The organism is Nonomuraea muscovyensis (assembly GCF_014207745.1).
In the GTDB taxonomy this organism is placed as follows: domain Bacteria; phylum Actinomycetota; class Actinomycetes; order Streptosporangiales; family Streptosporangiaceae; genus Nonomuraea; species Nonomuraea muscovyensis.
Window position 1 is genome coordinate 265730 of the sequence record NZ_JACHJB010000003.1, and the last position, 26607, is coordinate 292336.

23 protein-coding genes and 1 riboswitch are annotated in these 26607 nt (G+C 72.2%); of the genes, 14 read left to right on the top strand and 9 right to left on the bottom strand.

Annotated features, from left to right (window positions below):
- Positions 1–134 precede the first annotated feature (134 nt).
- Positions 135–1496, top strand: coding sequence for a sensor histidine kinase (locus FHU36_RS46605; RefSeq protein ID WP_185087982.1), 1362 nt, complete (start codon positions 135–137; stop codon positions 1494–1496).
- A 4-nt stretch (positions 1497–1500) separates the two neighbouring features.
- Here the strand turns inward: FHU36_RS46605 and FHU36_RS32830 are convergent, their stop codons facing one another.
- Both FHU36_RS32830 and FHU36_RS32835 read right to left on the bottom strand, forming a co-directional pair.
- The gene (locus tag FHU36_RS32830; protein ID WP_185087983.1) at positions 1501–2028 is read right to left on the bottom strand and encodes a GNAT family N-acetyltransferase; all 528 of its coding nucleotides are present in this window, start codon (positions 2026–2028) and stop codon (positions 1501–1503) included.
- A gap of 131 nt (positions 2029–2159) precedes the next feature.
- Positions 2160–3158, bottom strand: a complete 999-nt coding sequence (locus FHU36_RS32835; RefSeq protein WP_312892005.1) for a LacI family DNA-binding transcriptional regulator — start codon at positions 3156–3158, stop codon at positions 2160–2162.
- A 177-nt stretch (positions 3159–3335) separates the two neighbouring features.
- Here FHU36_RS32835 and FHU36_RS32840 point away from each other — a divergent pair, with 177 nt between their 5' ends.
- The 4 genes from FHU36_RS32840 to FHU36_RS32855 are packed head-to-tail and all read left to right on the top strand — an operon-like array spanning position 3336 to position 8466.
- Positions 3336–4637 (top strand): ABC transporter substrate-binding protein, encoded by a 1302-nt coding sequence (locus FHU36_RS32840; protein WP_185087984.1) that lies wholly within the window; start codon positions 3336–3338, stop codon positions 4635–4637.
- An 11-nt stretch (positions 4638–4648) separates the two neighbouring features.
- Positions 4649–5566 (top strand): carbohydrate ABC transporter permease, encoded by a 918-nt coding sequence (locus FHU36_RS32845; protein WP_312892006.1) that lies wholly within the window; start codon positions 4649–4651, stop codon positions 5564–5566.
- Positions 5566–6459 (top strand): carbohydrate ABC transporter permease, encoded by an 894-nt coding sequence (locus FHU36_RS32850; protein ID WP_185088863.1) that lies wholly within the window; start codon positions 5566–5568, stop codon positions 6457–6459. Before FHU36_RS32845 ends, FHU36_RS32850 begins: the two co-directional genes overlap by 1 nt.
- Positions 6460–6486: 27 nt before the next feature.
- Complete coding sequence (locus FHU36_RS32855; RefSeq protein WP_312892007.1) at positions 6487–8466, top strand: beta-galactosidase; 1980 nt, start codon at positions 6487–6489, stop codon at positions 8464–8466.
- Between the two features lie 42 nt (positions 8467–8508).
- On the opposite strand, the gene FHU36_RS32860 is transcribed toward FHU36_RS32855, so the two are convergent.
- On the bottom strand, positions 8509–9453 hold the full coding sequence (locus tag FHU36_RS32860; protein ID WP_312892008.1) for a DNA polymerase domain-containing protein: 945 nt from the start codon (positions 9451–9453) through the stop codon (positions 8509–8511).
- Between the two features lie 219 nt (positions 9454–9672).
- On the opposite strand from FHU36_RS32860, the gene FHU36_RS32865 reads away from it, so the two are divergent.
- A complete protein-coding gene (locus FHU36_RS32865; protein WP_246503027.1) occupies positions 9673–10032 on the top strand; it encodes a hypothetical protein in 360 nt (119 codons plus the stop codon).
- Positions 10033–10049: 17 nt separating this feature from the next.
- Here FHU36_RS32865 and FHU36_RS32870 read toward each other — a convergent pair whose 3' ends face one another.
- Positions 10050–11729, bottom strand: coding sequence for a VanW family protein (locus tag FHU36_RS32870; RefSeq protein ID WP_185087986.1), 1680 nt, complete (start codon positions 11727–11729; stop codon positions 10050–10052).
- 327 nt (positions 11730–12056) lie between these two features.
- A riboswitch (cyclic di-AMP (ydaO/yuaA leader) is annotated at positions 12057–12211 on the top strand.
- Between the two features lie 12 nt (positions 12212–12223).
- Here FHU36_RS32870 and FHU36_RS32875 point away from each other — a divergent pair.
- Together FHU36_RS32875 and FHU36_RS32880 are read left to right on the top strand one after the other, a co-directional pair.
- Complete coding sequence (locus FHU36_RS32875; RefSeq protein WP_185087987.1) at positions 12224–12925, top strand: CHAP domain-containing protein; 702 nt, start codon at positions 12224–12226, stop codon at positions 12923–12925.
- Between the two features lie 105 nt (positions 12926–13030).
- A complete protein-coding gene (locus FHU36_RS32880; RefSeq protein WP_185087988.1) occupies positions 13031–13555 on the top strand; it encodes a DoxX family protein in 525 nt (174 codons plus the stop codon).
- On the opposite strand, the gene FHU36_RS32885 is transcribed toward FHU36_RS32880, so the two are convergent.
- On the bottom strand, positions 13542–15026 hold the full coding sequence (locus FHU36_RS32885; protein WP_185088866.1) for a TrkH family potassium uptake protein: 1485 nt from the start codon (positions 15024–15026) through the stop codon (positions 13542–13544). The two genes, FHU36_RS32880 and FHU36_RS32885, sit on opposite strands and share 14 nt — an antisense overlap.
- A 29-nt stretch (positions 15027–15055) precedes the next feature.
- Here FHU36_RS32885 and FHU36_RS32890 point away from each other — a divergent pair, with 29 nt between their 5' ends.
- Both FHU36_RS32890 and FHU36_RS32895 read left to right on the top strand, forming a co-directional pair.
- Positions 15056–15772 carry a YqjF family protein gene (locus tag FHU36_RS32890; RefSeq protein WP_185087989.1) on the top strand — a complete coding sequence of 239 codons (717 nt, stop codon included), beginning with the start codon at positions 15056–15058 and terminating at the stop codon, positions 15770–15772.
- 122 nt (positions 15773–15894) lie between these two features.
- Positions 15895–16251 (top strand): hypothetical protein, encoded by a 357-nt coding sequence (locus FHU36_RS32895; RefSeq protein ID WP_185087990.1) that lies wholly within the window; start codon positions 15895–15897, stop codon positions 16249–16251.
- A 6-nt stretch (positions 16252–16257) separates the two neighbouring features.
- Here FHU36_RS32895 and FHU36_RS32900 read toward each other — a convergent pair whose 3' ends face one another.
- Positions 16258–17376 (bottom strand): carboxylate-amine ligase, encoded by a 1119-nt coding sequence (locus FHU36_RS32900; RefSeq protein WP_185087991.1) that lies wholly within the window; start codon positions 17374–17376, stop codon positions 16258–16260.
- A 174-nt stretch (positions 17377–17550) separates the two neighbouring features.
- On the opposite strand from FHU36_RS32900, the gene FHU36_RS32905 reads away from it, so the two are divergent.
- Positions 17551–17928, top strand: a complete 378-nt coding sequence (locus tag FHU36_RS32905; RefSeq protein ID WP_185087992.1) for an STAS domain-containing protein — start codon at positions 17551–17553, stop codon at positions 17926–17928.
- A 61-nt stretch (positions 17929–17989) separates the two neighbouring features.
- Here the strand turns inward: FHU36_RS32905 and FHU36_RS32910 are convergent, their stop codons facing one another.
- Positions 17990–19546, bottom strand: coding sequence for a S8 family peptidase (locus FHU36_RS32910; RefSeq protein ID WP_185087993.1), 1557 nt, complete (start codon positions 19544–19546; stop codon positions 17990–17992).
- A 338-nt stretch (positions 19547–19884) separates the two neighbouring features.
- Here FHU36_RS32910 and FHU36_RS32915 point away from each other — a divergent pair, with 338 nt between their 5' ends.
- From FHU36_RS32915 to FHU36_RS32925, 3 genes are all read left to right on the top strand, one after another.
- Positions 19885–22413, top strand: a complete 2529-nt coding sequence (locus FHU36_RS32915; RefSeq protein ID WP_185087994.1) for a proprotein convertase P-domain-containing protein — start codon at positions 19885–19887, stop codon at positions 22411–22413.
- An 80-nt stretch (positions 22414–22493) separates the two neighbouring features.
- On the top strand, positions 22494–23738 hold the full coding sequence (locus tag FHU36_RS32920) for an MFS transporter (RefSeq protein WP_185087995.1): 1245 nt from the start codon (positions 22494–22496) through the stop codon (positions 23736–23738).
- Positions 23735–24697 carry a TolB-like translocation protein gene (locus FHU36_RS32925; protein ID WP_221497064.1) on the top strand — a complete coding sequence of 321 codons (963 nt, stop codon included), beginning with the start codon at positions 23735–23737 and terminating at the stop codon, positions 24695–24697. Before FHU36_RS32920 ends, FHU36_RS32925 begins: the two co-directional genes overlap by 4 nt.
- On the opposite strand, the gene FHU36_RS32930 is transcribed toward FHU36_RS32925, so the two are convergent.
- Positions 24698–25651 carry a hypothetical protein gene (locus FHU36_RS32930; protein ID WP_185087996.1) on the bottom strand — a complete coding sequence of 318 codons (954 nt, stop codon included), beginning with the start codon at positions 25649–25651 and terminating at the stop codon, positions 24698–24700.
- Between the two features lie 28 nt (positions 25652–25679).
- Positions 25680–26564: a TrmB family transcriptional regulator gene (locus FHU36_RS32935; protein ID WP_185087997.1), complete on the bottom strand. Its 885-nt coding sequence runs from the start codon at positions 26562–26564 to the stop codon at positions 25680–25682.
- Between the last annotated feature and the right edge of the window lie 43 nt (positions 26565–26607).

The window sequence follows — 26607 nt, forward strand, 5'->3', positions numbered from 1 at the left end:
GCGGGCCGGCCCCCCGGCGCTCACCGCCACACCAAGGAGCCCCCAACCATTACCCGACGTGACGGAAAAAGAAGCAGTTCCAGCGAACTGTCGGGGTGACGGTCACGGATAGTGATACAGGGGTATTCGAGACAGTGATACGGATCTTTCCTCGCTCGATCCGGGCGCGCCTCACCACCGTCGCGACCCTGGTCGCGGCGTTGGTCTTCATCACGACGTCCGCCATCACCCTCGCCGCGGTCCCCGGCAGCCTCCGGACGGCCGTGCGGACCGACCTGGAGACGGCCGTCGGATGGGTGGCCGAGCAGGCCCGCACCGGCCGGCTTCCCGCGCAGCTGAATACCCCGTCCAGCCTCCAGCTCCTCCAGGTCGTGTCCCCGCAAGGCCAGGTGCTCGCCGCCACCCCCGGCCGGCCACTCGAACCCCGCCTGACCACCATCCGGCCGCGGAACCCCGGCGTCGCCCACGTCACCGAGCACCTCCTGCACCATGCCACCGACGCGCGCCACCACCACTGCATGGTCATGGCCATGCTGGTGCGCACGCCGGAGGGGCCGGTCACGGTGTACGGGGCCGCGTCGCTGGACAGGGTGAACACGGTTCTGGGCCGGCTGCGTGCCCTGGTCTTCCTGGGCACCCCGCTGATCCTGCTGGGCGTGGCCGGCGTCACCTGGATGATCGTGGGTTCCGCGCTGCGCCCCGTCGAGCGCATCCGGTCCGTGCTGGCCGAGATCAGCGGCAAGGACCTGAGCCGCCGCGTCCCCGTACCCGACACGGGCGACGAGATCACCGACCTGGCCGTGACCGCCAACACGACCCTCGACCGGCTCGAACGCTCGGCCGAGACCCAGCGCCGCTTCGTCGCCGACGCCTCGCACGAGCTGCGCAGCCCCATCTCCGGGCTGCGGACGCAACTGGAGCTGGCCGCCGCGTACCCGGACGAGACCGACTGGCCCGCCGCCGGCGCCCGCGCCCTGGAGTCCGTCGAACGGCTCACGGGCATCGTCGACGAGCTGCTCATGCTCGCCCGGCTCGACACGGGCGTCGCGGCCGAGCGCCGGGTCGTCGACGTGTGCGACCTGGTGAGGGAGCAGGTACGGCGCCGCGCGGGCGGCCGGGTGGCCATCGCCGCCCCGCCCTGCCCGCCAGCCCCGGTCCTCGGCTCCCCGCTGCAGCTCGACCGCCTGCTGACGAACCTGCTGGACAACGCCACCAGGCACGCGGCCGGCCGAGTCGAGGTGGTCGTGGAGGAGGACCGGGACGAGGTCGTCATCACGATCACCGACGACGGCGCGGGCATCGCGCCGGAGGACCGCGAGCGGATCTTCGAGCGCTTCGTGCGGCTGGAGGAGGCCCGCGCCCTGGACAAGGGGGGCACCGGCCTGGGCCTGCCGCTGTCGAGGGAGATCGCCGTGGCCCACGGCGGCAGGCTCGTCCTCACCGACCACCGTCCGGGCGCCCGCTTCGTGGTGCGCCTGCCGCTGTGCCCGGACTGACCGCTCAGGCGCCGCGGACGGCGGCCAGGACGGACGGGTCCCAGGTGTACTCGACGACGTCGAGCTCGACCCCGCCGGCGGCCTTCTCCACGAACTCCTTGCTGGGCACGCCGCCCATCCGCTCGTAGAACGCCCGCGCCGGGGCGTTGTCGCGCAGCACCTCCAGGAACAGGACCCTGCCGGGGTGGTCGGCGGCGACCCAGCCGCAGGCCCGCCGGACGAGCAGCGAGCCGATGCCGGAGCGCTTCAGCGCGGGCCGCACGTGCAGGTTGTCGAGGAGGACCCGGCCGTCGGGGCGGAGGCAGAGGTAGGCGAACCCGGCGAGGCCGTCACCGTCACCGGCGACGAGCAGGCACGTGTCACCTCCGGGCGGCCGGCTCAGCCGGGCCCGCCACAGCGCCAGATGCTCGTCAGGCAGCGGTCCGTCGAGGTAGGCGCCCGGCATGATCCCCGCGTAGGCGGTCTGCCAGCTCGCCGTGTGCAGGGCCGCGATCGGGTCGGCATCCGCCGTCGTTCCTGGTCTGATCTCCACGCCGGGAATCGTAGTGCGGCGACCTGTCCGTACGGCCTGCCGGAGGGTGTCCTGCGTCCACCGCGGCCGCCACGAGGATCGGGCGCGCCTGCCGGGACTCCCGGTGGATGGCCGTCGCGACGTCGTGAAGGTTAGGCCGATTCGCGGACGATCAGCTCTGTGGGGAGGGTGACGGGGTCGACGTGGTCGGCGCCGTCGATGAGGGCGAGCAGCAGCCGGACCGTCTCCTGGGCGACGTCCGCGAGCGGCTGGCGGACCGTGGTCAGCGGTGGGTGGGTGGAGATCGCCACCGACGAGTCGTCGAACCCGCCCACCGCCACGTCGTCCGGCACCCGGCGCCCCGCCTGGCGCAGCGTGTGGAGGGCACCGGAGGCCATCACGTCGGAGGCGGCGAACACGGCGTCGACGTCGGGCACCCGCTCCAGCAGCCGGGCCATGGCGCGTTCGCCGCTGGCCTGGGTCCAGTCGCCGTGCTCGACGAGCTTCGTGGACGCCTTGCGGCCGAGGACGTCGGCGAAGCCCTCCAGCCGCTGGATGCCGCCGGGCGTGTCCATCGGGCCGGTGATCATGGCGATCCGCCTGCGGCCCCGGGACACCAGGTATTCGGCCATCTGGCGGGCGCCGCCCCGCTCGTCGCAGGCCGCGTACGGGATGACCGACTCGCGGCCGATCACGGCGCCGCACGACACGGCGGGCAGGCGCGCGTCGCGCAGCGCGTCGACCAGGGGGTCGCCCGCGTGGGTGGAGACGAGCAGGACGCCGTCGGCGTGGCCGCCGCGCATGTAGCGCAGGACCTGCTCGCGGTCGCGGTCGTCGCCGGCGATCATCATGACGAGTGACAGGTCGCGCTCGCCGAGGCGGCGGATGGCGGTGCGGATGGTGGTGCTGTAGTTGGGGTCCTCGAAGAGCTTCTCGTGCGGCTCGGACAGCACCATGACGACGGAGCCGGCCCGCTGCCTGACGAGGTTGCGGGCGTTGCGGTTGACCACGTAGCCGGTCTCGGCGATGGCCCGCTCGATGGCGAGGCGGGCCGCGGGGCTGACGTAGCGGTCGCCGTTGAGCACGCGCGAGACCGTGCCGCGCGAGATCCCGGCCACCCTGGCCACGTCGTGGATGGTCGGCCTCTTCACGTTCCCCAATATCTCATGGCTCGTTGTCAGAACTCTGTGAGCGTACACAGACGGATGTATGCGGCGCTAGATCCCATTTGGGGTGGTTTAACGAGAACGTAACGAGGGGTTGACAGCCGACTTCCCGGCCAACACGCTGTGAACGTTCACAGACGCCTTCCACCAGTCGAGGCCCCCATGCGCATGAACAGGCTCGCCGCCGCCGCCCTCGCTGCCGCCCTTGTGACCGGCTGCTCCGGCGGCGCCCAGGACACGGCCGCCCCCGCCGACACCGCCGCGCCCGCCGAGAACGTCAGGCTGACGTTCTGGAACTGGGTGCCCGGCATGGACAAGGTCGTCGCGGTGTGGAACAAGGCCAATCCGAGCATCCAGGTCGTGTCCAGCACCCAGGCCGGCGGCGACGACGCGGCGACCAAGTTCCTCACCGCCGCCAAGGCGGGCAACCCGCCGGACCTCATGCAGGCGGAGTACCAGGCGCTGCCGTCCTTCGTGGCGGCCGACGCCGTGGCCGACATCAAGGCCGCCGCGGAGCCGGTCAGGCAGGAGTTCGGCGAGGGTGTGTGGGGGCTCGTCACGCTGGGCACCGAGGCGGTCTACGGCATCCCGCAGGACAGCGGCCCCATGATGCTCTACTACCGCGCCGACCTGTTCGACACGTACGGCATCGAGGTGCCGAGGACCTGGCAGGAGTACGCCGAGGCCGCCAGGACCGTGCGCAAGAAGGACCCGAAGGTGTTCCTCGGCACGTTCTCCAGCAAGGACCCGGGCAGCTTCGCCGGGCTCGCGCAGCAGGCCGGCGCCCAGTGGTGGTCGATCAGCGGGGAGGCGTGGAAGGTGGCGGTCAACGACGAGCCCACCACGAAGATGGCCGACTTCTGGGGCGGCCTGGTCAAGGAGGGCGTGATCGACACCATGCCCTACTTCACCCCCGAGTGGAACAAGGCGCTCAACGACGGCAAGCTCCTCACCTGGCCGTCGGCCGTCTGGGCGCCGGGCCCGCTGGCGAGCAACGCGCCCAAGGCCAAGGGCAAGTGGGCCATCGCGCCGCTGCCGCAGTGGAACGCGGGCGAGAACCACACCGGCTTCTGGGGCGGCTCCGCCGTCGCCGTCGCCGCGGCCTCCAAGCATCAGCAGGCCGCCGCCAAGTTCGCCACCTGGCTCAACACCGACCCCGAGGCGCTCGGCCTGCTGGTGAAGGAGGGCGCGATCTACCCGGCCGCCACCAAGGGCACCTCGCTGCTCACCGAGCCGCCCGCCTACTTCTCCGACGTCCCCGACTTCTGGAAGCAGGCCGCCGCCAACACCGCCGGCGCCCGCGGCTTCACCTTCGGCCCGAACGTCAACGTCGCCTACAACGCCTACAAGGACGCCTTCGACAAGGCCACGGCCGACAAGTCGTCCTTCGCCGACGCCCTGGTCGAGATCCAGGACGCGACGGTGGCCGACATGACCAAGTCCGGCTTCCAGATCGCGCAGTGAGGGCTCGCACCGTGAGCGCCCGTGCGGCTCACGCCACGAGGACGCGACGCCGGGGCGGCCTGGTGCCGTACCTGTTCCTCGCCCCCGCCATGATCCTGTTCGCGCTGTTCATGGTCGTGCCCATCGGCTACACGGTCCACCTCAGCCTGCACCGCACCAAGGTGTCCGGCCTGGGGCTGGGCAAGGGGGCGCGCAAGGAGGTGTTCGTCGGGCTCGACAACTACGTCGCCGCGGTCGGCGACGGCGAGTTGTGGGCCGGCTGGCTGCGCGTCCTCGGGTACGGCGCGCTGGTGCTGGTGGTCATGCTGGGCCTGGCCCTGCTGTTCGCGCTGATGCTGGACACCGCCCGGGTACGGCTGGCGAGATTCGCCCGGATCGCGATCTTCCTGCCGTTCGCGGTGCCCGGGGTGGCGGCCGGCCTCATGTGGGGCTTCCTCTACCTGCCGAGCCTCAGCCCGTTCCACGAGCTGTTCGGGGCGGACCTGCTGAGCCGCACCACGGTCGTCTACTCGATGGCGAACATCGCGGTCTGGGGCGGCACCGGCTTCAACATGCTCGTCCTCTACACGAACCTGCGCGCCGTCCCGCAGAGCCTCTACGAGGCCGCCCGCATCGACGGCGCGTCGGAGCTGCAGATCGCGCTGCGCGTCAAGATCCCGATCCTGGCGCCGGCGATCATCCTGACGACCGTCTTCTCCGTCATCGCCACCGTCCAGGTGTTCACCGAGCCGAGCACCCTGCGGCCCCTGTCCAACACGATCAGCTCGACCTGGAGCCCCCTGATGAAGGTCTACCGGGACGCCTTCGTGACCGGCGACCTGTACTCCGCCGCCGCGACCGCCATCGTGATCGCCGGTGTGTCGCTGGTGCTGTCGTTCGGGTTCCTGCGCGTGGTGCGCGACCGGGCGTTCGGGGAGGCGCAGGCGTGATGGCCACCTCGACGCTCGCCTCGACCTCCGCCCCCGCCTCCCGCCACGCGCCCGCGGCCGGGCGACGGCCGCTCGGCCTGGTGCCGACCGGGGTGCTGCTGCTCGGCGCCGTCTACTGCCTGTTCCCGGTGAGCTGGGTGGTGGTCGCCGCCACCAAGACGCCGGGCGAGCTGTTCTCGACCGGCACGTACGCGATCGGCACCGGCTTCCTCGACAACCTCGCCGACCTCGCCGCCTACCGGGACGGGGTGTTCGGGCTGTGGATGCTCAACACCCTCCTGTACGCCGGGGGAGGGGCGCTGCTGTCGACGGCCGTGTCGGCGGTGTCGGGCTACACGCTGGCCAAGTACCGCTTCGCCGGCCGCGACCTGATCTTCAACCTGCTGATCGGCGGCATCCTGGTGCCCGCCGTGGTGCTGGCGATCCCGCAGTACCTGCTGTTCAGCAAGATCGGGCTGGCCGACACCTACTGGTCGGTCCTGCTGCCGCAGATCCTGCACCCGTACAGCATCTACCTGGCCCGGGTCTACGCGGCGGCGGCCATCCCCGACTCGCTGCTGGAGGCGGCGCGCATCGACGGCGCCTCCCACCTGACGCTGCTGCGGCGGGTGGCGCTGCCGCTGATGGCGCCGGGGATGGTGACCATCTTCCTGTTCCAGTTCGTAGCCATCTGGAACAACTTCCTGCTGCCGTTCATCATGCTCGGCGACGACACGAAGTTCCCGCTCACCGTGGGGCTGTTCACGATGCTCAACGCCGGGGCGAACAACCCGAGCCTTTACAACCTCATCCTCGTCGGCACGTTCGTGGCGCTCATCCCGCTGGTGGCGCTCTTCCTGACCATGCAGCGGTTCTGGCGCACAGACCTCAGCAGCGGCGCCGTCAAGGCCTGACCCATATATCGCAACATAGGGGGACTTGTGAGTCGATACCCGGCCGTGCCGGAGGGCATCGCGTTCGGCGGGGACTACAACCCGGAGCAATGGCCCGCCGAGGTGCAGGAAGAGGACGTCCGCCTCATGCGGGAGGCCGGGGTCACCCTGGTCAGCCTGGGAGTCTTCTCCTGGGTCCAGACGGAGCCGCGCGAAGGGGTCTACGAGTTCGGCTGGCTGGACGCGATCGTGGACCGGCTGCACGACGCGGGCATCTCGGTCAACCTGGGCACCCCGACCGCGGCGCCCCCCGCGTGGTTCTCCCGGGCCTACCCGGACGCCTTCCCCGTCACCCGTGAGGGCGTGCGCGTCGGCGCGGGCGGCAGGCAGCACGCCTGCTCCAGCCACCCCGCCTTCCGCGCGGCGAGCGCCCGGCTGGCCGAACGGCTCGCGGAGCGCTACGGCGACCACCCGGCCGTGGTGATGTGGCACGTGCACAACGAGTACGGCGCGCCGCTCGGCGAGTGCTACTGCGCCGCCAGCACGGCCGCCTGGCGGCTGTGGCTGCGCCGGCGCCACGAGGACCTGGACGCGCTCAACGCCGCCTGGGGCACCGCCTTCTGGGGCCAGCGCTACGGCGACTGGGAGGAGATCGACGCGCCCCGGTGGAGCCACACCGTGGTCAACCCGGCCCAGCGCCTCGACTACGCCCGCTTCGCGAGCGAGGAGCACCTGTCGCACTACCGGCTGCAGCGCGACATCCTGCGCCGCACCGGCAAGCCCGTCACCACCAACTTCGCGGGCACCGTCAACTGCAAGTCCATGGACCTGTGGCGGTGGGCGCCCGAACTGGACGTGATCGCCAACGACCACTACCTGAACGGCGAGCAGCCCGACAACCACATCTGGCTGTCCATGTCGGCCGACCTCAGCCGCTCCCTCGCCGGCGGCGAGCCGTGGATGCTCATGGAGCACTCGACCGGCGCCATCAGCTGGCAGGCGCGCGGCATCGCCAAGCGGCCCGGCGAGATGCGCCGCAACAGCCTCGCCCACGTCGCCAGGGGCTCCGACTCCGTGCTGTTCTTCCAGTGGCGGGCCTCCCGGTCCGGCGCGGAGAAGTGGCATTCGGCGATGCTGCCGCACGGCGGGACCGGCACGCGGATCTGGCAGGACGTCGTCGCGCTCGGAGCGGACGTGCGCCGCCTGGCCCCGGTGCGGGGCGGCCGGGTGACCGCCGAGGTGGCCGTCGCCTGGGACTGGGAGTCGTACTGGGCACTGGAGCTGGAGTGGCGGCCGACAGGTGACCTGGCGTTCAGGGAGCGGGTGGACGCCTTCTACGAGGCGCTGTGGCGGGAGCACGTCACCGTCGACTTCGTCCACCCTTCCGCCGATGTCTCGGCGTACAAGGTCGTGGTGTTGCCCAGCTCGTACCTGCTGACCGAGGGCTCCGCCAAGAACCTGCAGCGGTACGTCGAGGGCGGCGGCCACCTGCTCGTCTCGTACTTCTCCGGCGTCGTGGACGAGCACGACACCGTCCACGAGGGCCCGTACCCGGGAGCGCTGCGCGAGCTGCTGGGCCTGTCGGTGGAGGAGTTCCACCCGCTGCGCGAGCACGAGACCGTGACGCTGACCGGAGGCGGCACCGGCCGCGTCTGGTCCGAGCGGGTCCACCTGGTGGGGGCCAGGGCCGAACAGCACTTCGCCGACGGCCCCGACGCCGGCCACCCGGCCTACACCAGCCACGACTTCGGCGCCGGCACGGCCCGCTACCTGGCCGCCGGCCTCACCCCCGCCGGCCTGCGCCCCCTGCTCGGCGCGCTGCTCGACCGCGCGGGCGTCTCCCGGCCCCGCGACCTGCCCGAGAACCTGGAGCTCGTACGGCGGGGCGCGCACACCTTCCTCATCAACCACGGCCCCGCCCCCGCCACGGTCACCGGCCTCTCCGGCACCGACCTCCTCACCGGCGCCCCCTTCACCGGCGACGTCCCCCCGGGCGGCGTGGCGGTCGTCGCCCCCACCCAGGAGTGATCACGAAGAGACGGCCACGGCGCTCCCGCGCGCCAAGGTAGGTCACCCGCCGCGGCGGGCGCGGGTGCGGCGTTTGCCCTCGTGCATGGCCTGGACGCGGGCCACCGGGATCGTGTGGCCCTCCTCCACGAGGTCGGCGGGCAGCCGCTGCGGACCGGGCATCAGGGCGGCCCACGGGTCGCCGTCGCCCAGGAGGTCCGGCACGGTCCGGACGGTGAAGTCGGCCGGTGACACCCGGTCGAGGTCCGCCCACGCCACCGGGAACGACACCGGCGTGCCCGGCCGGATCCTCGGGCTGTAGGCGGCCACCACGGTCGCCCCGCCGGCCCGGGTGGAGTCGATGAACACCTTGCCCTCGCGGTCCTCCCGGATGAACGCCGTGGTCGCCAGGGCCGGGTCCAGCCGTTCGGCGCGGGCCGCCAGGGCGCGGGTGGCGGCGGCCAGGTCGTCCATGGCCACCCCCTCCGCCATGGGCACGAACACGTGCACGCCCTTGGCGCCGCTGGTCTTCACCGCGCCGGCCAGCCCGGCGTCGTCCAGCGCCTGGCGCACCAGCAGCGCCGCCCGTACGGCCAGGCCGAACGCCCCGTCGCCCGGCGGGTCGAGGTCGAGCACCAGGTGGGTGGCCCGGTCGCCCAGCACCAGCGCCGGGTGGAACTCGACGGCCCGCTGGTTGGCGAACCACAGCAGGGTGCGCCGGTCGTCGCACAACGCGTACGACACCTGCCGCTGCGACGCCTCCGCCCAGACGGACACCCTCCGGATCCACTGCGGCGCGTACGTGGGCAGGTTCTTCTGCATGAAGGGCGCCTGCCCCGGCCGTACGCGGATCACCGACAGGGCCCGGCCGCGCAGGACCGGCAGGATACGGTCGCGGACGGTGTCGAGGTAGTCGACCAGGTCCCGCTTGGTCGCCTCGGCCCCGTCGAACAGCGGCCCGTCGAGGTTGGTCAGCCTGACCCCGTCACGCGTCTCATCTGCGCTCACCTGCCCCACCATGCCCGCCGGACGCCTGGTCAGACAACAGGACGGCGCCGAAGAGTTGGATGTCGCGCCCTGCTCCAGCCCTGTGCACCAGGAGAGGCCAGCTCATACCGGTGGAGCGCGGAGGGGGCATGTCCCCACGATCGCCGTGGGCCGCCCGGTCGGCGGTGGGCCTGGTTTGGCGAGGTCCCACGGCGGTACGTCGTGGGGAAGGGGGGAACCATGAGGAAGATCATCACTGTCGGGCTCGGGACCCTGTCCGCCCTCTTCACGCTCACCCTGTTCGCCGGCTCCGCCCAGGCGGGCGGCTCCCAGGGCGAGGTGAGCGAACGGCAGTACCGGATCTTGCTGGCCCAGTGCCGCCACGCGGACGCCCCGGCCGTGCGGACCAGGTGCCGCGCCTCGGTCCGGGCCTCCTACCGCGTCGGCCGGGCCGACCCCACGCTGGACTGCCGCACCTACTCCGGCGTGACCGTGTGCGGCGTGCTGCCCCTCAGCGAGGCCGAACGCGCCTGCATCGACGACTCGGTCGCCGGGGGCCTGTCCTACCGCCGCGCCGAGGTGGAGTGCTACGTCCTCTGACGGGCCGCGGGGGGCGGCTACGTCCGCGCCGTGCAGGTGAGGCGGGGCTCGGGCTGGTAGACGGTGTGGAAGCGCTGCTTCCTGACGACCTTCCCGCCCTTCTTGAAGATCCGCCACACGTCGATGGCGAAGCCCGGCACGCCCTCCATCGGCAGGCAGTCGGGCCCGGAGTCCTTCATCTTGCGGAAGTCCTTGACGTTGTAGCGGCCCGAGCTCTCCGACTCGATGTCCCACCGCTTGGTGCTCCAGAACTGCACGGTGATCGACGTGTTGGTGTACGACGTCTTGATCAGCACCCCGTACGGCGAGTCGTTGCGCCAGCGGAAGTCCGGCTGCGGGAAGGAGACCGTCGACTCGCGGCCCGCTGGATAGCGGGAGATGTAGAACTGGTGCGGCGTGTGCTGCACGTCCTGGAACCCGCCGAAGAACACCGCGTTGAACATCGTGGTCGCGAACTGTGACACGCCGCCGCCGACGTCGTTGACGAACCGGCCGTTCATGATCATCGGTGCTTCGACGAAGCCGCGCGCCCGGTCACGCCTGCCCACCAGGCCGTTCAGCGAGAACGTCTGGCCCGGCAGGACCAGGTGACCGTCGACGATCTCGGCGATCCGGTGGATGTTCGTCACCCGCGGCGCGCAGCACGGGTGTTGGGTGGTGTAGGAGCCGACCTTCTCCTTCACGCCGAGCCGCCTGGCCTTGGCGGTGGTCAGGTCGGGCTGGGCCTCGACGATCGGGACCCGCACCGCGCGCTCGCCGCCGGTGAGGGCGGCGGCGACGGCCTTGGCCAGCCCGTCGGGGTCGATGTCACGGCCGGCGCGGTGCGGCACGACCCTCGGCCGGCCCCCGGCGATCCGGAAGGCCGCGTTCCTGGGGCGCCGGTCCTCCTCGACGAGCGTGTCACGCAGGCCGTCCACCAGCTCGGCGGCGTCGAACGAGGGCCGCATGTCGCCGCGCCCGTCGGGGACGAACCGCAGGTGGGCGGCGAGCTGGGCGGGCGACAGGGTCGCCCGCCTGTCCCCGGCCGACAGCGTCAGCGGCGCGGCCACCGCGGTGCGCGCGGTGGAGCCGGCGATCTCCTTCACCTTCGCGGCCGGCACCGACGGGGGCGTCGTGCGGACCGGCAGCGTGACCTCGTCGCGCCGGGCGAGGAACGCCTCGCGGATCGCCCGCGCGGCCTCCTTCCGGTCGAGGGCGCGACCGGCCTTGGGCAGCGTCACCTTTGGCTCCAGGCCGCGGTAGGCGATGGCGCCCTCCTGCGGCTTCCGGTCGACCCGCTTGGCGAGGGCGGCGATCCGCTCGCCCAGCAGCTCGTCGTCCACCTCGACGACGGGTGGGACGGTGCGGGTGCCGAAGAGCGAGCGCGCGATGCCGGCCGGAGTGGTGTGGCCGTCCATGGCGCGGGCCACCGTGGTGCCCGCGTCGAGCGTCACGCCGAGGTCCTTGGGCTTCATGGTGACGGTGCGGCCGGCGACCTCGACCTTCAGCGGGCCCGGCCGGCCGAACTCCTCCTCCAGCCTGGCCCGCGCGGCCTCGGGGGAGAGGCCGCCGATGTCGACGCCGCCCGCGTCGGTGCTGGGCGGCACCTCTCCGGCCAGGGCCAGCGTGGGCATGCCGTACGCCAGCAGGAGCAGGGCGAGGACGGCGGCGATCGACGCGGCGACGCGGCCTCGGGTGGTGCTGAGGATGCGCTTCATCGTGGGGGCGACCTCGCTCGGGGAGTCGGACGTCCGGCCAGTGTGCCACGGCGCCGATCAGGTCCCGGGCCTCTTTACCGAACGGGGGGACAGCATCTCGAAACCACTTTCGCCAGGGGAGGTAGGTAAAAACTTCAGCGCTAAACCCCAGGTGGAGCGGGGGGTTCACAGGTGCGGACCCGGACTCCGCTTGCACCGCTCTATACGCTTCGCTTACGTTTGAGGACATCGAGGCACACGTCCGGCATGTCAGTACCTCCGCCGCGTGATGCCCTAGCCAAACGCCGAGACCGCGTTCGCGCCGCCTGCATGATCGATGCGCAGGGGACGACGCGGCCGCCGAATCCGCGACAGATCGCGGAACCGGGGACCCAATCTCTCATGGGGTGAATCGGCACGCCCGCCACAGGCGGCGGCGTGCCGTAGGGCACTTCCAGGCCCGAATCCGTCAGCTAACCCGGTAGGCGGCATGGAAGCAAGGAGTAAACCCCAGTATGACCAAGCGTGACCTCTCCCGTGCCATCGTGCCCGCGAACCTCCCGCGGTTCGTCATCGGTCTGACCGTGGCGGCAGGCGCCGCCTTCGGTGCTGTCCCGGCCATGACCATCGCGCAGCCGGCCCAGGCGCAGGTAGGCATGCCGGCGGACACCGCCCCGCAGGCGCAGGAGCAGCCCCGGGCCGCCGCCGCGGCCTACCAGAAGCCGCTGAGCGCCGACGCCCTGCTGAGGGTGGCGGAGTCGCAGGTGGGCGTCAAGGAGAACGCCGCCGGCGGCGGCACCCCGTTCCACAGCTGGTACATGTCCTCCCAGCGGGCCGCCGAGACCGTCGCCCGCGACGGCGGCAACGTCCGCGCCTACGCCAACGCGCCGTGGTGCGCGATGTTCGTCTCGTGGGTCGGCGAGAAGGCCGGCGCCCGCCCCTCCGTCGGCTGGGACGCCTACACCGTGACCTACGCCAAGTGGTTCAAGGCCAACAAGCGCTGGGGCACCACGCCGAAGCCGGGCGCCGTCGTCTTCTTCGACTGGGACGGCAGCAGGAACCTGAGCGCGATCGACCACGTCGGCCTGGTCAAGAAGGACAACGGCGACGGGACGATCAGCACCGTCGAGGGCAACACCGGCAACGGCAAGGTCGAGCGCCGGGTGCGGCCCGTCTCGCAGGTGGCCGGCTATGGCTACCCGGTCCTGCAGGGCTGATCCCCCTCCCGGCCTCCCCCGGGCCGCAGGCGGGTTGACATCTCCCTTGGATAGCTCCACTATCTAGGTTATCTAGATAGTGGAGCTATCCGTTTTGGAGTCGTCATGCAGGTTCCCCTCGTCCTCCTGGCCGCCCTGCTCGTGTTCCGCGGCCTGGGGGCGCTCGGCGTCAGCCGGTTCGCCTCGTGGTCCGTCAGCGCCGCCCACGCGCTGGCCGTCATGCTCCTCATGACCGCCTCGGCGCACTTCGTCCCCGAGAGCGTCACGGTCATGCCCAACCACGCCGACCTCGTCCGGATGGTGCCGCCGTTCGTGCCGTTCCCCGCCGCCATGGTGTACCTGACCGGCGTGCTGGAAGTGCTCGGCGCGGCGGGCCTGGTCATGGCGGGCACCCGCCGGCTCGCCGGCCTCGGCCTGGCCGTGATGTTCGTGCTGCTGCTGCCCGCCAACGTCCACGCGGCCCTGGCGGGCACGCCGTTCAACGGCGGCGAGGCCACCCCGCTGTGGCTGCGCGTCCCCGAGCAGGTCCTCTACATCGCCGTCGCCCTCTGGAGCGCCACCCGCGGCGCCCGGCCCGCCCGCGACGAGGCCGGCACGCGGTCCGCGGGGGAGACGCTCAGCCGACGATGACCCGCTCCTCGGGAAGCTGGTAGCGGCGCGTCCGGTCCTTCAGCGCCAGCGCGGTCCCCAGCGTCAGCGGTCCCGTCCTGCCGATGAACATGAGCACCACGAGCAGCACGTGACCGACCGGTCCGACGCTGGCGGTGATGCCGGTGGACAGCCCCACGGTGCCGAACGCCGAGACCACCTCGAACAGAACCTGGTCCAGCCCGTGCGGCGTGAGCACCAACAGCAGGTAGGTGGCGACCGCCACCAGGGCCACGCTCAGCAGCGCGATGGAGATGGCCTGGCGCTGCGCGGCCTGGGGCAGGCGGCGGTGGCCGATGTTCACATCCGACTCGCCGCGCATCTCCGCCCAGATGACGAACGCCAGCAGCCCGAACGTGGTGACCTTGATGCCGCCGGCGGTGCCCGCGCTGCCGCCGCCGACGAACATCAGCAGGTCGGTCACCAGCCAGCTCGACGGGTACATGTCGGCGATGTTCAGGCTGTTGAAACCGCCCGAGCGCGGCATGACGGCGGTGAAGAACGCCGCCAGCACCTTGCCCGAGTCGTCGAGCGCCCCCAGCGTCCTGGGATTGCGCCACTCGGTGACCAGGAACACCAGCGTGCCGACCACCAGCAGGAGCGCCGTGACGCCCAGGGTGATCCGGGTCAGCACCGACCAGTGGCTCGGCCGCCGCCACGACCTGAACAGCTCGAACATCACCGGGAAGCCCAGCCCGCCCACGATCACCGCCCCGGCGATCGGCAGGCAGATCCACGGGTCGGTGACGAATCTCATCAGGCTGTCGGACCACAGCGCGAACCCCGCGTTGTTGAACGCCGACACCGCGTGGAAGGCCCCCAGGTACACGGCCCGGACGAACGGCTCGTCGTACCCGAGCAGGAACCGCCCGGTGAGCACGCCCGCGGTGATCACCTCGCAGACCAGGGTGAACAGCGCGACGTTGCGCACCACGCGGCGCAGGTCGCTCATGGCCAGCGTCTTCGTCTCGGCCTGGGCGAACATCCTGGCGCGCAGCCCGAGCCGGCCGGAGATCAGCAGCGTGAAGAGCGTCGCCAGCGTCATGATCCCGAGCCCGCCGACCTGCATCAGCCCCATGATCACCAGCTCGCCGAAGACCGACCAGTGGGTCTCGGTGTCCACGACCACCAGGCCGGTCACGCAGACCGCCGACGTGGCGGTGAACAGCGCGTTCACCCATCCGGCCGACACACCCGAGACTGTGGCGATCGGCAGGGTCAGCAGCGCCGTGCCCACCAGCACCACGAACCCGAAGCCGGTGGTGATCACCTGCGCGGGGTGCTGGAAACGCTGGAGCAACGATGACGCGACCGTCACGAACTTCTCCTGATCGCGGGAGATGGTGCGAGGAAACGGGCCGGCCGGGTGTCCCGGCGGGCTGCGGGCCCTACCGTAACAGGAGCCTTGACAAGGCCCGCGCGTGCGGGCCGCCCCGAGCCGCCCCGCGCGCATACCGGGCCGCACCGGGGTAGGAGCGGGCCATGCGTGTACGCCCCACCCCGAAGGTCGCCGTGCCGGTGATGCACCACCGCTGGGCCAACATCACCTTCCTGCACTGGCGCTACCCCGCCGAGACCCTGCGCGCCATGGTGCCCGGCGGCCTGGAGGTGGAGACGTTCGACGGGAGCGCCTGGGTGGGCATGACCCCGTTCCTGATGGACGACGTCCGGCCGCCGGGCGTGCCGGCCCTGCCCTGGCTGTCGCGCTTCCCCGAGACGAACGTGCGCACCTACGTCCGCGACGGCCGGGGCCGCAGCGGCATCTGGTTCTTCTCCCTGGACGCCGGACGGCTCACGGCGGCGCTGGGCGGCCGGGCCGGCTACTGGCTGCCGTACTTCTGGTCGGACATGTCGGTGCACATCGACGGCACGCGGTGGTGGTACCGGAGCCGCCGCCACCTGTCCGGCCGGCCGGGGGCACGCGGCGACGTCCGGGTCGAGGTCGGCGCGGAGCTGACCGGGCCTGCCCGCGACGACCTGGCGAGTTTCCTGACCGACCGCTACCGGCTCTTCACCGTGGTCGCGGGCCGGCTCGCCGCGGCCGAGGTGGAGCACGCCCCCTGGCCCCTGCACGAGGCCCGGCTCTGCGGGCTGGACCAGACCCTGCTGCACGCCGCCGGTCTGCCCGCGCCCGGCGCGGACCCGGTCGTGCACGCCTCGCCGGGGGTGGACGTGCGCGTCGGATGGTGGAGCCGGTAGATGGTGGGCGAGAGCACCGCCTACCAGGTGCCCGCCCTGCTGCTGCCGGGGCGCGGGCCCCGATCGGCGGCATTCCCCAAATCAGGTACTCGATCAAGGTGACGAGCGTCCACAACGGCGCCGTGAACCGCAACAAGATGCCGGCGAGCTGTTCCGCCGGCGTCGGCGGCACCTGCTCGATCTCCCGGTCGTTCTCCGTCCAGCGCACCATCCAGCTCAACCTCGGTGTCAAGAAGCGCTACAACGTCATCAGGAAGACCTACATGAACGGCAAGCTCACCAAGACGGCGACCTCCAGCGGTGCAGGCGTTACGTTTCGCCTGGTCTGGGCGGCCGCCGACCACAGCCCCGAGCCGTCCGGCCCCCGTTCACGCATCGCCTCCGTCATCCGGTCCACGGCCCCAACGCCCGCCGCCGTCCCGTCGAACCTGATCTCGCCGCTCAGCCCGCACATACCTCTCCTTCGATCCGTCAGCTGATCCGTGTCATGCCGCGGGCCGGCGCGAGGTGGGGAAGCCGGAGCGCGTCTCGGCGAGCAGCAGGTCCACCACGTCGGCCAGGCGGCCCCGGCGCGCGTACGCCTGCCGCTGCCGCCTGGCCGAGCTGCCCCTGCGCAGCGCGTCGCGGGCCAGCCCGGAGACCAGGGCCCAGTCGCCGGACTCCTCCAGCTGGGGCCGCACGCCGTCCACCATCCGCCCGATCACCCGGCAGGCCCGGTCGGGCACGCCGCGCACCGGGTCGACCAGATCGCCCTCCAGGCCGGCCCGCGCCGCCTGCCAGGTCGCCGCCCGTACCGCCTCCAGGCACACGTCCCGGCGCGGTTCCCGACCCACGGACTCCAGCTCGCGCGACACCAGCGCCCGGAACAGACCCGCGACCAGCACGATGTCGTCCACGCGCGGGCAGGAGTCGCAGATCCGCAGCTCCACGGTGGGGACGTGGGCCGACGGCCGGATGTCGAAGTAGATCATCCCGGGGTCGCCGATCACGCCCGACCGGATGAGCCCGGCGATCATCCGCTCGTAGGCGGCGGCGGAGTCGTAGCCGGCCATCGGCCCGGCGGTGGGCCAGCGCCGCCACACCATCGTGCGGTAGCTCGCGTACCCGGTGTCGGCGCCCAGCCAGTACGGGGAGCTGGCGCTGAGCGCGAGCAGCGGCGGCGCCCACGGCGCGAGGCGGTGCGCGACCAGGATGGCGAGGTCGCGGTCGGCCAGCTCGACGTGGACGTGGGTCCCGCAGATGAGCTGCTCGCGGGTGAGGTGCTGGTAGTCGCGCAGCATCCGCGCGTAGCGCGGACCGGGGGAGATCCGCACCTGCCCGACGTCGGCGAGCGGCACGCTGCCGGCGGCCACGACGCCGAGGCCCAGCTCGGCGGCCCTGCCGATCACCGTCTCGCGCAGCGCGCACAGCTCGCGCCCCAGCTCCCCCAGGCACAGGCACGGCCGGCTGTTGGACTCGACCGTCGAGCAGTGCAGCTCCTTGGTGAAGCAGTCCTTGGGCAGCAGGTCCAGCACGGCTTCGGAGCCCGGTACGAGACGCCGGGTCCGGGTGTCGACGAGGTGGAACTCCTCCTCGACACCCATGGCGCTCGGAGGGCCGGTCATGAGGACCGCCCCCGTACGAACCAGCTCGACGGCATTCCGGTGAGCTGCCCGAAAAAGTAGCTTTCGCACCTTGTGGTGTTCGGGGCTCGCCCATGACCAGGGAAAATGCCGCAAGGCCCCCGTTTGGAACCGGGGGTGGGGGGAGGGTGAGAGCAAGGGGGTTCGGTCGGGATCATGTCATCACAGCATCAGCACGCGCCCACGTTCACCGTCTCGCTCACGCTCGTCGACGGCGTGGCCGTCGTCCGCGTCGGCGGCGAGCTCGACCTGGTCGCCGCGCCGGCGCTGCGCGAGCAACTGCGAGCCGCCGCGCGGCTGCCGTCGCAGCGGGTCGTCGTGGACATGACCGATGTCTCGTTCTGCGACTCCGTCGGGATGAGCGAGTTGATCGTGGCGCTGAACAACAGCCAGAACAGCGGCGGACGCCTGGTCCTCAGCGGCGTGCGGGGCAGCCTGGAACGGCTGCTGTACCGCACCGGGTTGCACAACCTCTTCGAGCGGCACGCCACCTGGCAGGAGGCCCTGCGCCAGATGTCGGCCGAGCGCTCCTAGTAGCGGCGGGTGCGGCCGGTCACCGGCATCCGGCCCGGCCGGTGGACCGGTAATGGACCGGTCAGGGGGCGATGCTCCAGGAGACGACCTCGCCGGTGTCGGTCTTGTAGGCGTCGCGCACGCGCAGCCGCCAGGTGCCGTCACGGATCTCGGCGCTGAGGTCGACGGGGTACTCGGCCGTCAGGTCGGCGGCGGAGTCGTCGGACTTGGCGCCCTTGAGCGGGTAGGCCGTCCCGTCCGGTGCCTGCAGGTCCAGGACGAGGTCGCCGCGGTAGGTGTGCCGGATGTTCACGGTGACCTTGGCCGTGGCGGAGCCGGCGCCGGCGCAGCCGCTGACCGTGACCGGACGCTCGACGGTCGCCCGGTCCGCCAGCGTGGCGGCCTGGGAGTCGGCGAACGGGCCGCAGGCGGTCGCGCCCGGCGTGATGTGCAGCAGCCGGTTGGGTGAGCCGGTGCCCGGGTTGGTCACCTTGCCCGTGGTCGCCGCCGCCACGATGGCGTCGGCGATCTGCGCGGGCGTGGCGCCGGGATGGGCGCCCAGGTGCAGCGCCGCGGCGCCCGCCACGTGCGGCGAGGCCATGGACGTGCCGCTGATCGTGTTGCTGGCGGTGTCACCGGTGTGCCACGCGGAGGTGATATCGCCGCCGGGGGCGAACAGGTCGAGGCACCTGCCCCAGTTAGAGGTGCTGCGCCGGCTGTCGTCGCTGTTGGTCGCCCCGACGGTGATGACCTCGGGGATGTAGGCCGGCCCGACCTGGCAGGCGTCGGCGTTGTCGTTGGCCGCCGCGGCCACGTAGGTGTAGCCCTTGGCGACCGACGCCTGCACCGCGCTGGTCAGCGCGCTGCTCACGCCGGTCTTCACGCTGACGTTGACCACCGCGGGGCCGGCGGTGTTGGCCATGATCCATTCGACCCCGTTGAGAACGCCGGAGCCGGGGCCCCTGCCGTCGCAGCCGAGCACGCGCACGGAGACGAGTCTGGCCTTCTTGGCCACCCCGTACTTGGTGCCACCGATGGTGCCGGCGACGTGGGTGCCGTGCCCGTTGCAGTCGCTGGCGTCGTTGTCGCCGTCGAAGAGGTCCCGGCCGTGGTCGGCTCGGCCGCCGAAGTCGGTGTGGCTGATGCGGATGCCGGTGTCGATCACGTACACCTTCACGCCGTCGGCGGTGCCGGTGTAGGTGTAGGAGCGCGACAGCGGCAGGTCGCGCTGATCGATCCGGTCGAGGCCCCAGCTCGGGGGGTTGTCCTGGCGTTCGGCGATCGTCGCCATCTGGTCCTGCTCGACGTACGCTACCGCCGGGTCCGCGGCCAGCCGCTGCGCATCGTCCTTCGACAGCTCGGCGGTGAAGCCCTTGAGGGCGGCGGAGTAGGTGTGTTTGACCGCTCCGCCGTATTCGCCGGCGAGGTCGCGGGCCATCGGCGCCACGCCGCGGGAGCGCAGGTCCTGGGTGTTCTTCAGGACGACGATGTAGCGGTCCGGGATGGCCATCGCGGGGTCGGCGGCGATGAACGTGCCAGGCGGGGGAGTGGGGGGCTGGGCCAGTGCAGCGCCGGTCGTGGCCATGAGCGTGGCGGCGGCCACGGCGATGGCGGCTAAGGCGCGGCTGGGTCGTCTCATGGGGTGAAGGTCCTGCGCCGGCGCCCCGGTTGTGGGGGGAGCAGTGCCAATGGCAGCAATGCGCCACAATTCAGCCGGTAAGCAGCCAAAAAATGCCCTAATTGGGACATAAGGTGTGGCGCTGAGGCGTCAATTCACGGAACGGCCCACGTTGACGAGGCCGCTGGCCAGGGGAGACTCCGGCTGACCTGCCCGCGCGCCTCGCGCCCATTCACTGAATGCTGTCACGAGGTCCGACAAGGCCGTTGACTCGGCGCGTACGGCAGGTAGCTTTCCGATCGCCGTGGGGCCCACGGAGACGCACGACTCTTGACCCCCATCCGAGAGGAACACCGTCCGTGATCCCTCCTCAAAGACGCTTCCGGCTCCTGTCCGGCACGGCGTGCCTGGCGATGCTCGCCGCGCTCGGCCCGGGGCCGGCCCAAGCCCAGGCCGCGCCAACCCAGGTCGAGGGCCGTCCGGCCCCTACCACGAACCTGCGAACGGTCCAGGCCACGACGGCGCAGGCCGCGCCGGCCGAGGACACCGTGCCGCAGCTCGCCGAGACCGGCGCCACCACCGGCAGCGCCGACGTGTCCGGTTCGGCGGCCAAGGCCGCGGCCCGCCAGGTGTGCAGCTCCGGCGCCAAGTGGCTGCGCCTGCGCTTCACCAAGCTCGACCTGCGCGGCAAGGACAGCCTCACCGTGACCGGCTCCGCCGGCGGCGGCTTCCGCTTCACCGGCGACGCCTGGCGCGACCGGGTGTTCACCACCCGCGCCCTCCAAGGCGACTGCGTCACCGTGCAGCCCAGCTTCGGCGACCCGGCCAGCGCGTACACCGTCGACGGCTACCAGGCCGGCGCCCAGCCCCTCGCGGCAGCCGAGGTCGTGGTGGCCGGGGCGGGCGACATCTGCGGCAGCGCGTGCGCCAGCACCGCCAAGCTCGTCACCGCCATCAACCCCGCCGCCGTCTTCACCACCGGCGACAACGCCTACGAGAGCGGCACGCTCAGTGAGTACAACGGCGCCTACAAGCAGACCTGGGGCCCCTTCTTCGACAAGACCTACCCCATCCCCGGCAACCACGAGTACAAGACCAGCGGCGCGTCCGGCTACTTCGACTACTTCGGCGCCCGCGCCGGCGCCCGCGGCAAGGGCTACTACAGCTGGGACATCGGCGACTGGCACTTCATCGCGCTCAACAGCAACATCTCGATGAGCGCCGGCTCGGCCCAGGAGCAGTGGCTGCGCCAGGACCTCGCCGCCAACGCCAAGCCGTGTACCGCGGCTTACCTGCACCACCCGCTGTACAACGTCGGCAACCACAGCCCGTCCACGGGCACTCGGCCGCTGTGGAAGGCCCTCTACGACCACAAGGCCGACCTCATGCTGGCCGGCCACGACCACAACTACCAGCGGTGGGCCCTGCAGGACCATCTGGGCAACGCCACCCCGAACGGTATCCGCGAGATCCTCGTCGGCACGGGCGGCCGCAGCTTCTACTCGCTCAGCACCAGCAACCCGGCCAACCTCCAGGCCAAGAACGCCAACACGCACGGCGTGCTCAAGCTGACCCTGTCCAGCACCGGCTACCGGTTCGACTTCGTGTCGATCGCCGGCCGCACATTCACCGACAGCGGCACCGCGACCTGCCACAAGGCGGGCCCGACCACGCCGGACATTTCGCTGAGCGCCCAGCCCTCCTCGCTCAACGTCGCCCCCGGCGCCTCGGGCACCTCCACCGTCCAGGTGGCCGGCCAGAACGGCTTCGCCGGCACCGTCCAGCTCGCCGTCTCGGGCCAGCCCTCCGGCGTCACCGCCACGGTCACGCCCTCGTCGGTGACGGTGGCCGACGGCGCGACCGCGAACGCCACGCTCAACGTCTCGGTGGCCGCGGGCACGCCCGCCGGCTCCCACACCCTGACCGTGACCGGCACCTCCGGCTCGCTCAGCAAGACCACCACCGTCCGGCTCACCATCGGCAGCGACGGGGGCGGCACGACCGTCTTCGCCGACGACTTCGAGGCCGAGCGCGGCTGGACCGTCAACCCCGCCAGCTCCGACACCGCCACCAGCGGCCGCTGGGAGCGCGGCGACCCGGAGGAGACCGCCGAGTCGGGCGTCAAGCAGCTCGGCACCACGGTCAGCGGCGTCAACGCCCTGGTCACCGGCAGGCTGGCCGGGTCCGGGCCGGGCGCCGACGACGTGGACGGCGGCGTCACCACCGTCCGATCCCCGGCCATCACGCTGCCCGCCGGCGCGTCCACGCTGACGCTGTCGCACACCTTCGCGCACCGCGACAACTCTGGCCCCGACGACTATCTCCGCGTCAAGGTCGTCGGCGCCAATTCGACCGCCACGGTGCTCTCACGGACCGGCACCGCCGCCACCGACCTGGACGGCCAGTGGCGGACGCTCACCGCCGACCTGTCCGCCTTCGCCGGGCAGAGCGTCCGCATCCTCGCCGAGGCGGCCGACGTCGGGACGGCGAGCCTCATCGAGGCCGCCATCGACGACGTGCAGATCACCTCGTCCGGCGGCGGTGACACCACCTTCAGCAACGACACCGAGTTCCCGGTGCCGGACCGCAGCAGCGTGGAGAGCCCCATCGAGGTCACCGGCCAGTCGGGCAACGCACCGGCCGGGCTGCGGGTCAACGCGCGCATCTCCCACCCCTACCGCGGTGACCTCGTCGTCGAGCTGGTCGCCCCGGGCGGGCACATCTTCCCGATCAAGGCCGCGCACAGCAAGGAGGACGGTACCGACCTCACCGTCAGCACCGCCGTGGACGGCTCGGGCACGGCCGCGAACGGGCAGTGGCGGCTCCGGGTGAAGGACACGCTCGACCAGGACAACGGCGTCCTGAACCGCTGGAGCCTGACCTTCTGACCGGCGCCCCGGGGTGCGGGACGGCTCCGCCGTCCCGCACCCCACCGCCTGCCAAGCCCTCCGCCCAGGAAAGGTGAACCGTGTATCTGTCCACAATGAGGGCCACCGGGACGCCCGCGGCGGCCGGGCGGCTGAGATCCGCCCGCGTGCCCGCCACGGTGGTCGGCCTCGGCATGGTGAGCTTCTTCACCGACATCTCCGCCGAGATGGTCGCCGCGTTCCTGCCCATGTACCTGCTGTACGGCCTCGGTGCCGGCTTCGTGCAGCTGGGACTGCTCGACGGCCTCTACACGGGCGCGAGCGCGCTGCTGCGGCTGGCGGGCGGCCACCTGGCCGACCGGTCCGCGCGGCCCAAGGCGGTGGCACTGGCCGGCTACGGTCTGTCGGCGGCGAGCAAGCTGCTGTTCCCGCTCGTCGGCGGGGCGGTCTCCGGCATCGGCGTGGCGGTCGCCGTCGACCGGGCGGGCAAGGGGCTGCGGGCGGCCCCGCGCGATGCCCTCATCACCGCCGCCACGCCCGCGCAGGCGCTGGGCGCCGCCTTCGGCGTCCATCGGGCGCTGGACACGGCGGGCGCGCTGCTCGGGCCAGTGGTGGTGTTCGCTCTGGTGGCCGCGGTCGGCGACGCCTACGACGCGGTCTTCGTCACCAGCTTCTGCCTGGCCATGATCGGGGTGGTGACCCTGGCCTTCTTCGTCCGCGACCGGCGGATCGCCCCGGCCGCCCGGCCGCGGGTGTCCCTGCGTGACGGCTGGGGCCTGCTGGCGCGGCGCCCGCTGCGCCGCGTGGCGGCCTACGCGGCCATGCTCGGGCTGGTCACGGCCGGGGACGCGTTCGTCTTCGTCGGCGTCCAGCGGCAGACCGGGCTCGGCGCGGCCACGCTGCCGCTGCTGCCCCTGGCCACCTCGCTGGTGTTTCTCGTCGCGGCGGTGCCGCTGGGCAGGCTGGCCGACCGGGTCGGCGGCTGGAAGGTGTTCGTCGCCGGCCACGCGCTGCTCGCGGCGGCCTACGGGCTGCTCGCCGCCGCCTGGCAGGGCCCGGTCGCCGCCGCGTGCGTGCTGCTGCTGCACGGGCTGTTCTACGCGGCCACCGACGGGGTGCTGATGGCCCACCTCGCGCCCTACCTTCCCGAGCACCTGCGCGCCAGCGGCCTGGCCATCACCCAGACCGGTCAGGCGCTGGCCCGCATGGGCGGCACGATCGCCTTCGGCGCGCTCGCCACGGGCTGGGACCTGGGCGTCTCCTTCGTGGTCTTCGCCGCGCTGCTGGCGGCGGGGCTGGTGCCGGCCTGCGCGTTCCCGCCCCGCGGAGAGGAGATCTCGTCGTGAACTCCCATCACCGCCGGATCATCGCTGGCATCTGCTCGATCGTGGCGCTGGTTTGCGCGGGCGGCGGCTACGTGGCCTGGGCGATGGCCGGGAACGAGCAGCCGGCCACGCAGGCCGCGGCCGAGGCCGGTCCGGGCACCCTCGTGTTCCTGGACCGCGACCGGACCCTCGCGCAGGTGCCGGTCACGGACGCGGGCGCGGCGCCGGTCCGCCGTGCCCGGACCTGCCTGCGCGCCTACACCGCCGGGGGCACCACGGTGTGCCTGCGGACCGTCGCCGTGCCCGCCGGTTTCGAGGCGGCGTTCCTGCGCGGCGACAAGGAGATGGCCGAGCCGGTCCGCATCGACGGCACGCCCAGCAGGGCGCGAGTCTCCCCGAGCGGCCGCCTGGCGGCCTGGACGGTCTTCCGCTCCGGCGACTCCTACGACCCGGGCGGGTTCGCCACCACCACCGGCATCTACGACACGGTGTCCGGGACGCTGCACGGTTCGCTGGAGGACTTCTCCGTAGTAGTCGACGGCCGGCCGTACCAGCGGGAGGACCGGAACTTCTGGGGCGTGACGTTCGCGGCCGACGACCGGACCTTCTACGCGACGATGGGGTCGGGCGGCCGGATCTGGCTGCTGCGCGGGGACCTGGCCACGCGCAGGCTCACCGCGGTGACCCGCGACGTGGAGTGCCCGTCGCTGTCGCCCGACGGGACGCGGATCGCCTACAAGAAGCGGACCGGCCCGCGCTGGCGGCTGCACGTCATGGACCTGGGGACCGGACGCGAGACCCCGCTCGCCGAGCGGGCGGAGGTGGACGACCAGGCGGCCTGGGTGGACGGCGCGACCGTGGCCTACGCCCGGCCTGACGGTGGGGGGCGCGTCTCGCTGTTCGCCGTGCCGGCCGACGGCACGGGGGCGCCGCGGCTGCTGCGCCGCGACGCCACCTCGCCGGCGGTCCTCCATGAGTAGTCAGTCCCACGACCAGGCCACGCCGTGGATGCCGGGCTCGGGGTCGAAGAGCGTGTACGTGGCGGTGCCCGTGCCGCCGATCCACAGCTCCTCCGTCGCGGTCCGCGGGTGCGCGATCGACGGCTGGTAGAAGCCGCGGCACAGCGGGGGCAGCGCCGCCGGGTCGAAGACCACCTCGATGGTCAGCTCGCGCGTCCCGGACACCACCCGGTGTGCGGTGTGCGGGTCGAGGTGGCCGGGCGGGAAGGCGAGGGTGTACTCCGCCACCGCGGTCGCGCCCTGCGGGAGGATACGGTCGAGGATCATCTCGTGGACCTCGAAGCCGGTCTCCGGGTCGCTCCTGACCCTGCCGGGCCGCCAGCCCCGGGGCTGCTCGATGGCCGGGCCGGGCACCCCGGCCATGTGGAAGTGGTGGACCATGAGCGCCCGGCGCACGTGGGGGCGCTGCGCCTCCATCACCACCTGCATGAAGACCGAGCGGATCTGCCGGTGCGCGTCGAGCCGCACCAGCGTGCTGCGCCGCCGCTGCAGCAGGTACGCCATGGTCTCGGGGGTCGCCTCAACCTGGGCCAGCACCCGCAACAGCCCCTCCGGCCTGGCCCACGACCGGTCCGGCCGGACCGGGCGGAGCGTGTGGGGCCCGGTCCACCGGCCGCGCGGGCGCGGTGGCCCGAGCAGGCCGACGAGCGACCCGGCCGGCACGTCGAGCACCTGCTCCAGGGCGCGCAGCGCCCGGATGGACTCGGCTCGTTCGGGCTGGGTGCGGCCGGACTGCCAGTAGCTCAGCGCAGTCCTGCTCACCGAGATCCCCTGCTCGCGCAGGCGGTGCTGGAGGCGGTCGAGGCTCAGGCCACCGAGCTGGATGGCCAGCCTCAGCGCGACGCTGAACGGCCCGGCGTCCAGCGCCTCGTCGAGGGACCTGCGTAACTCCTCATGCGACTGCTGCTGGGTCACCGTTTGCGCTCCCTTCCGTCGAGCACGTCTACAGCCAGCCCCGCTGGGCCGCCGCGACGGCCAGCTGGAACCTGCTGGTCGTGGCCGTCAGGGCCATCAGCTGCTCCAGCCGGCGGTAGAAGGTCCTGCGGCTCATCCCGAGGCTCTGGGCTGCCCGGGTGTCGCTGACCCCCGCGTTGAGCAGCACGAGGAGCCTGCGGTCCGCCGCGCGGATCGACGGTCCCGTTCCGGCTGCCAGGTGGAGGGGGACGGCGGTCTTCCAGCAGATCTCGAACAGGCCGACGAGCGCCTCCAGCAGGCCCCCCGGGTAGACGATCGTCAGAGTTCCGTCCTGGCCATCCTCCGGCCTGGTGAGCCACGCGAGGTCCTTGTCGAGGATGGTCATGTTCACCGGCAGTTCCGCGGCGACGCGTGCCTGCTCCCCGGCCTCCACGCACGGCGTGACGTTCTCCTCCAGGTAGTCGGGGAGTTCCAGGGACTCTCGCGCGTAGACCACTCGGTAGGTCACACCGCGGGCCAGCTGCTCGATCTCCGCCCTGTTGACGGGCCCGAACAGGTGCGGCGGCCGGTCGAGCCGCCGGATCTCGTGCCGGACGCTGTTGACGAGCTGCCGGATGCGCAGCTTCACCGCCGGGCCGGTCACCACCTCGACCGGCGAGTCGACCTCGGCCCTGCGGGTGGTCCTGCGTTGCGTCTCGAAGGCGTGGCCCACGGCGATGCGCGCCCGCTCGACGTCGGCCTGCCGCCGCCTGACCAGCGCGTCGAGCCCGACCTCGGGCACCACCGCGCGGAAGCCGCTGGCGTCGTGCCGGCCCACCAGGCCCCAGGTGGTGAGCTCCTTCAACGCGGCACGTGCCTGCTCGGGTCGCAGGTCCAGGGCCTCGGCGAGCGCCGCCTCGGTCGCCTGCCGCATTGAGAGTAGCTGCACGTACACGCGGGCGGTTTGTTGGCGTAAG

What these genes read in the sequence shown, in the direction of transcription:
- FHU36_RS32840 (WP_185087984.1), top strand. Translation starts at nt 3,336, where the DNA reads ATGCGCATGAACAGGCTCGCCGCCGCCGCCCTCGCTGCCGCCCTTGTG.
- FHU36_RS32850 (WP_185088863.1), top strand. Translation starts at nt 5,566, where the DNA reads ATGGCCACCTCGACGCTCGCCTCGACCTCCGCCCCCGCCTCCCGCCAC.
- FHU36_RS32865 (WP_246503027.1), top strand. Translation starts at nt 9,673, where the DNA reads ATGAGGAAGATCATCACTGTCGGGCTCGGGACCCTGTCCGCCCTCTTC.
- FHU36_RS32870 (WP_185087986.1), bottom strand. Translation starts at nt 11,729, where the DNA reads ATGAAGCGCATCCTCAGCACCACCCGAGGCCGCGTCGCCGCGTCGATC.
- FHU36_RS32875 (WP_185087987.1), top strand. Translation starts at nt 12,224, where the DNA reads ATGACCAAGCGTGACCTCTCCCGTGCCATCGTGCCCGCGAACCTCCCG.
- FHU36_RS32880 (WP_185087988.1), top strand. Translation starts at nt 13,031, where the DNA reads ATGCAGGTTCCCCTCGTCCTCCTGGCCGCCCTGCTCGTGTTCCGCGGC.
- FHU36_RS32885 (WP_185088866.1), bottom strand. Translation starts at nt 15,026, where the DNA reads ATGCGCGCGGGGCGGCTCGGGGCGGCCCGCACGCGCGGGCCTTGTCAA.
- FHU36_RS32890 (WP_185087989.1), top strand. Translation starts at nt 15,056, where the DNA reads ATGCGTGTACGCCCCACCCCGAAGGTCGCCGTGCCGGTGATGCACCAC.
- FHU36_RS32900 (WP_185087991.1), bottom strand. Translation starts at nt 17,376, where the DNA reads ATGACCGGCCCTCCGAGCGCCATGGGTGTCGAGGAGGAGTTCCACCTC.
- FHU36_RS32905 (WP_185087992.1), top strand. Translation starts at nt 17,551, where the DNA reads ATGTCATCACAGCATCAGCACGCGCCCACGTTCACCGTCTCGCTCACG.
- FHU36_RS32910 (WP_185087993.1), bottom strand. Translation starts at nt 19,546, where the DNA reads ATGAGACGACCCAGCCGCGCCTTAGCCGCCATCGCCGTGGCCGCCGCC.
- FHU36_RS32935 (WP_185087997.1), bottom strand. Translation starts at nt 26,564, where the DNA reads ATGCGGCAGGCGACCGAGGCGGCGCTCGCCGAGGCCCTGGACCTGCGA.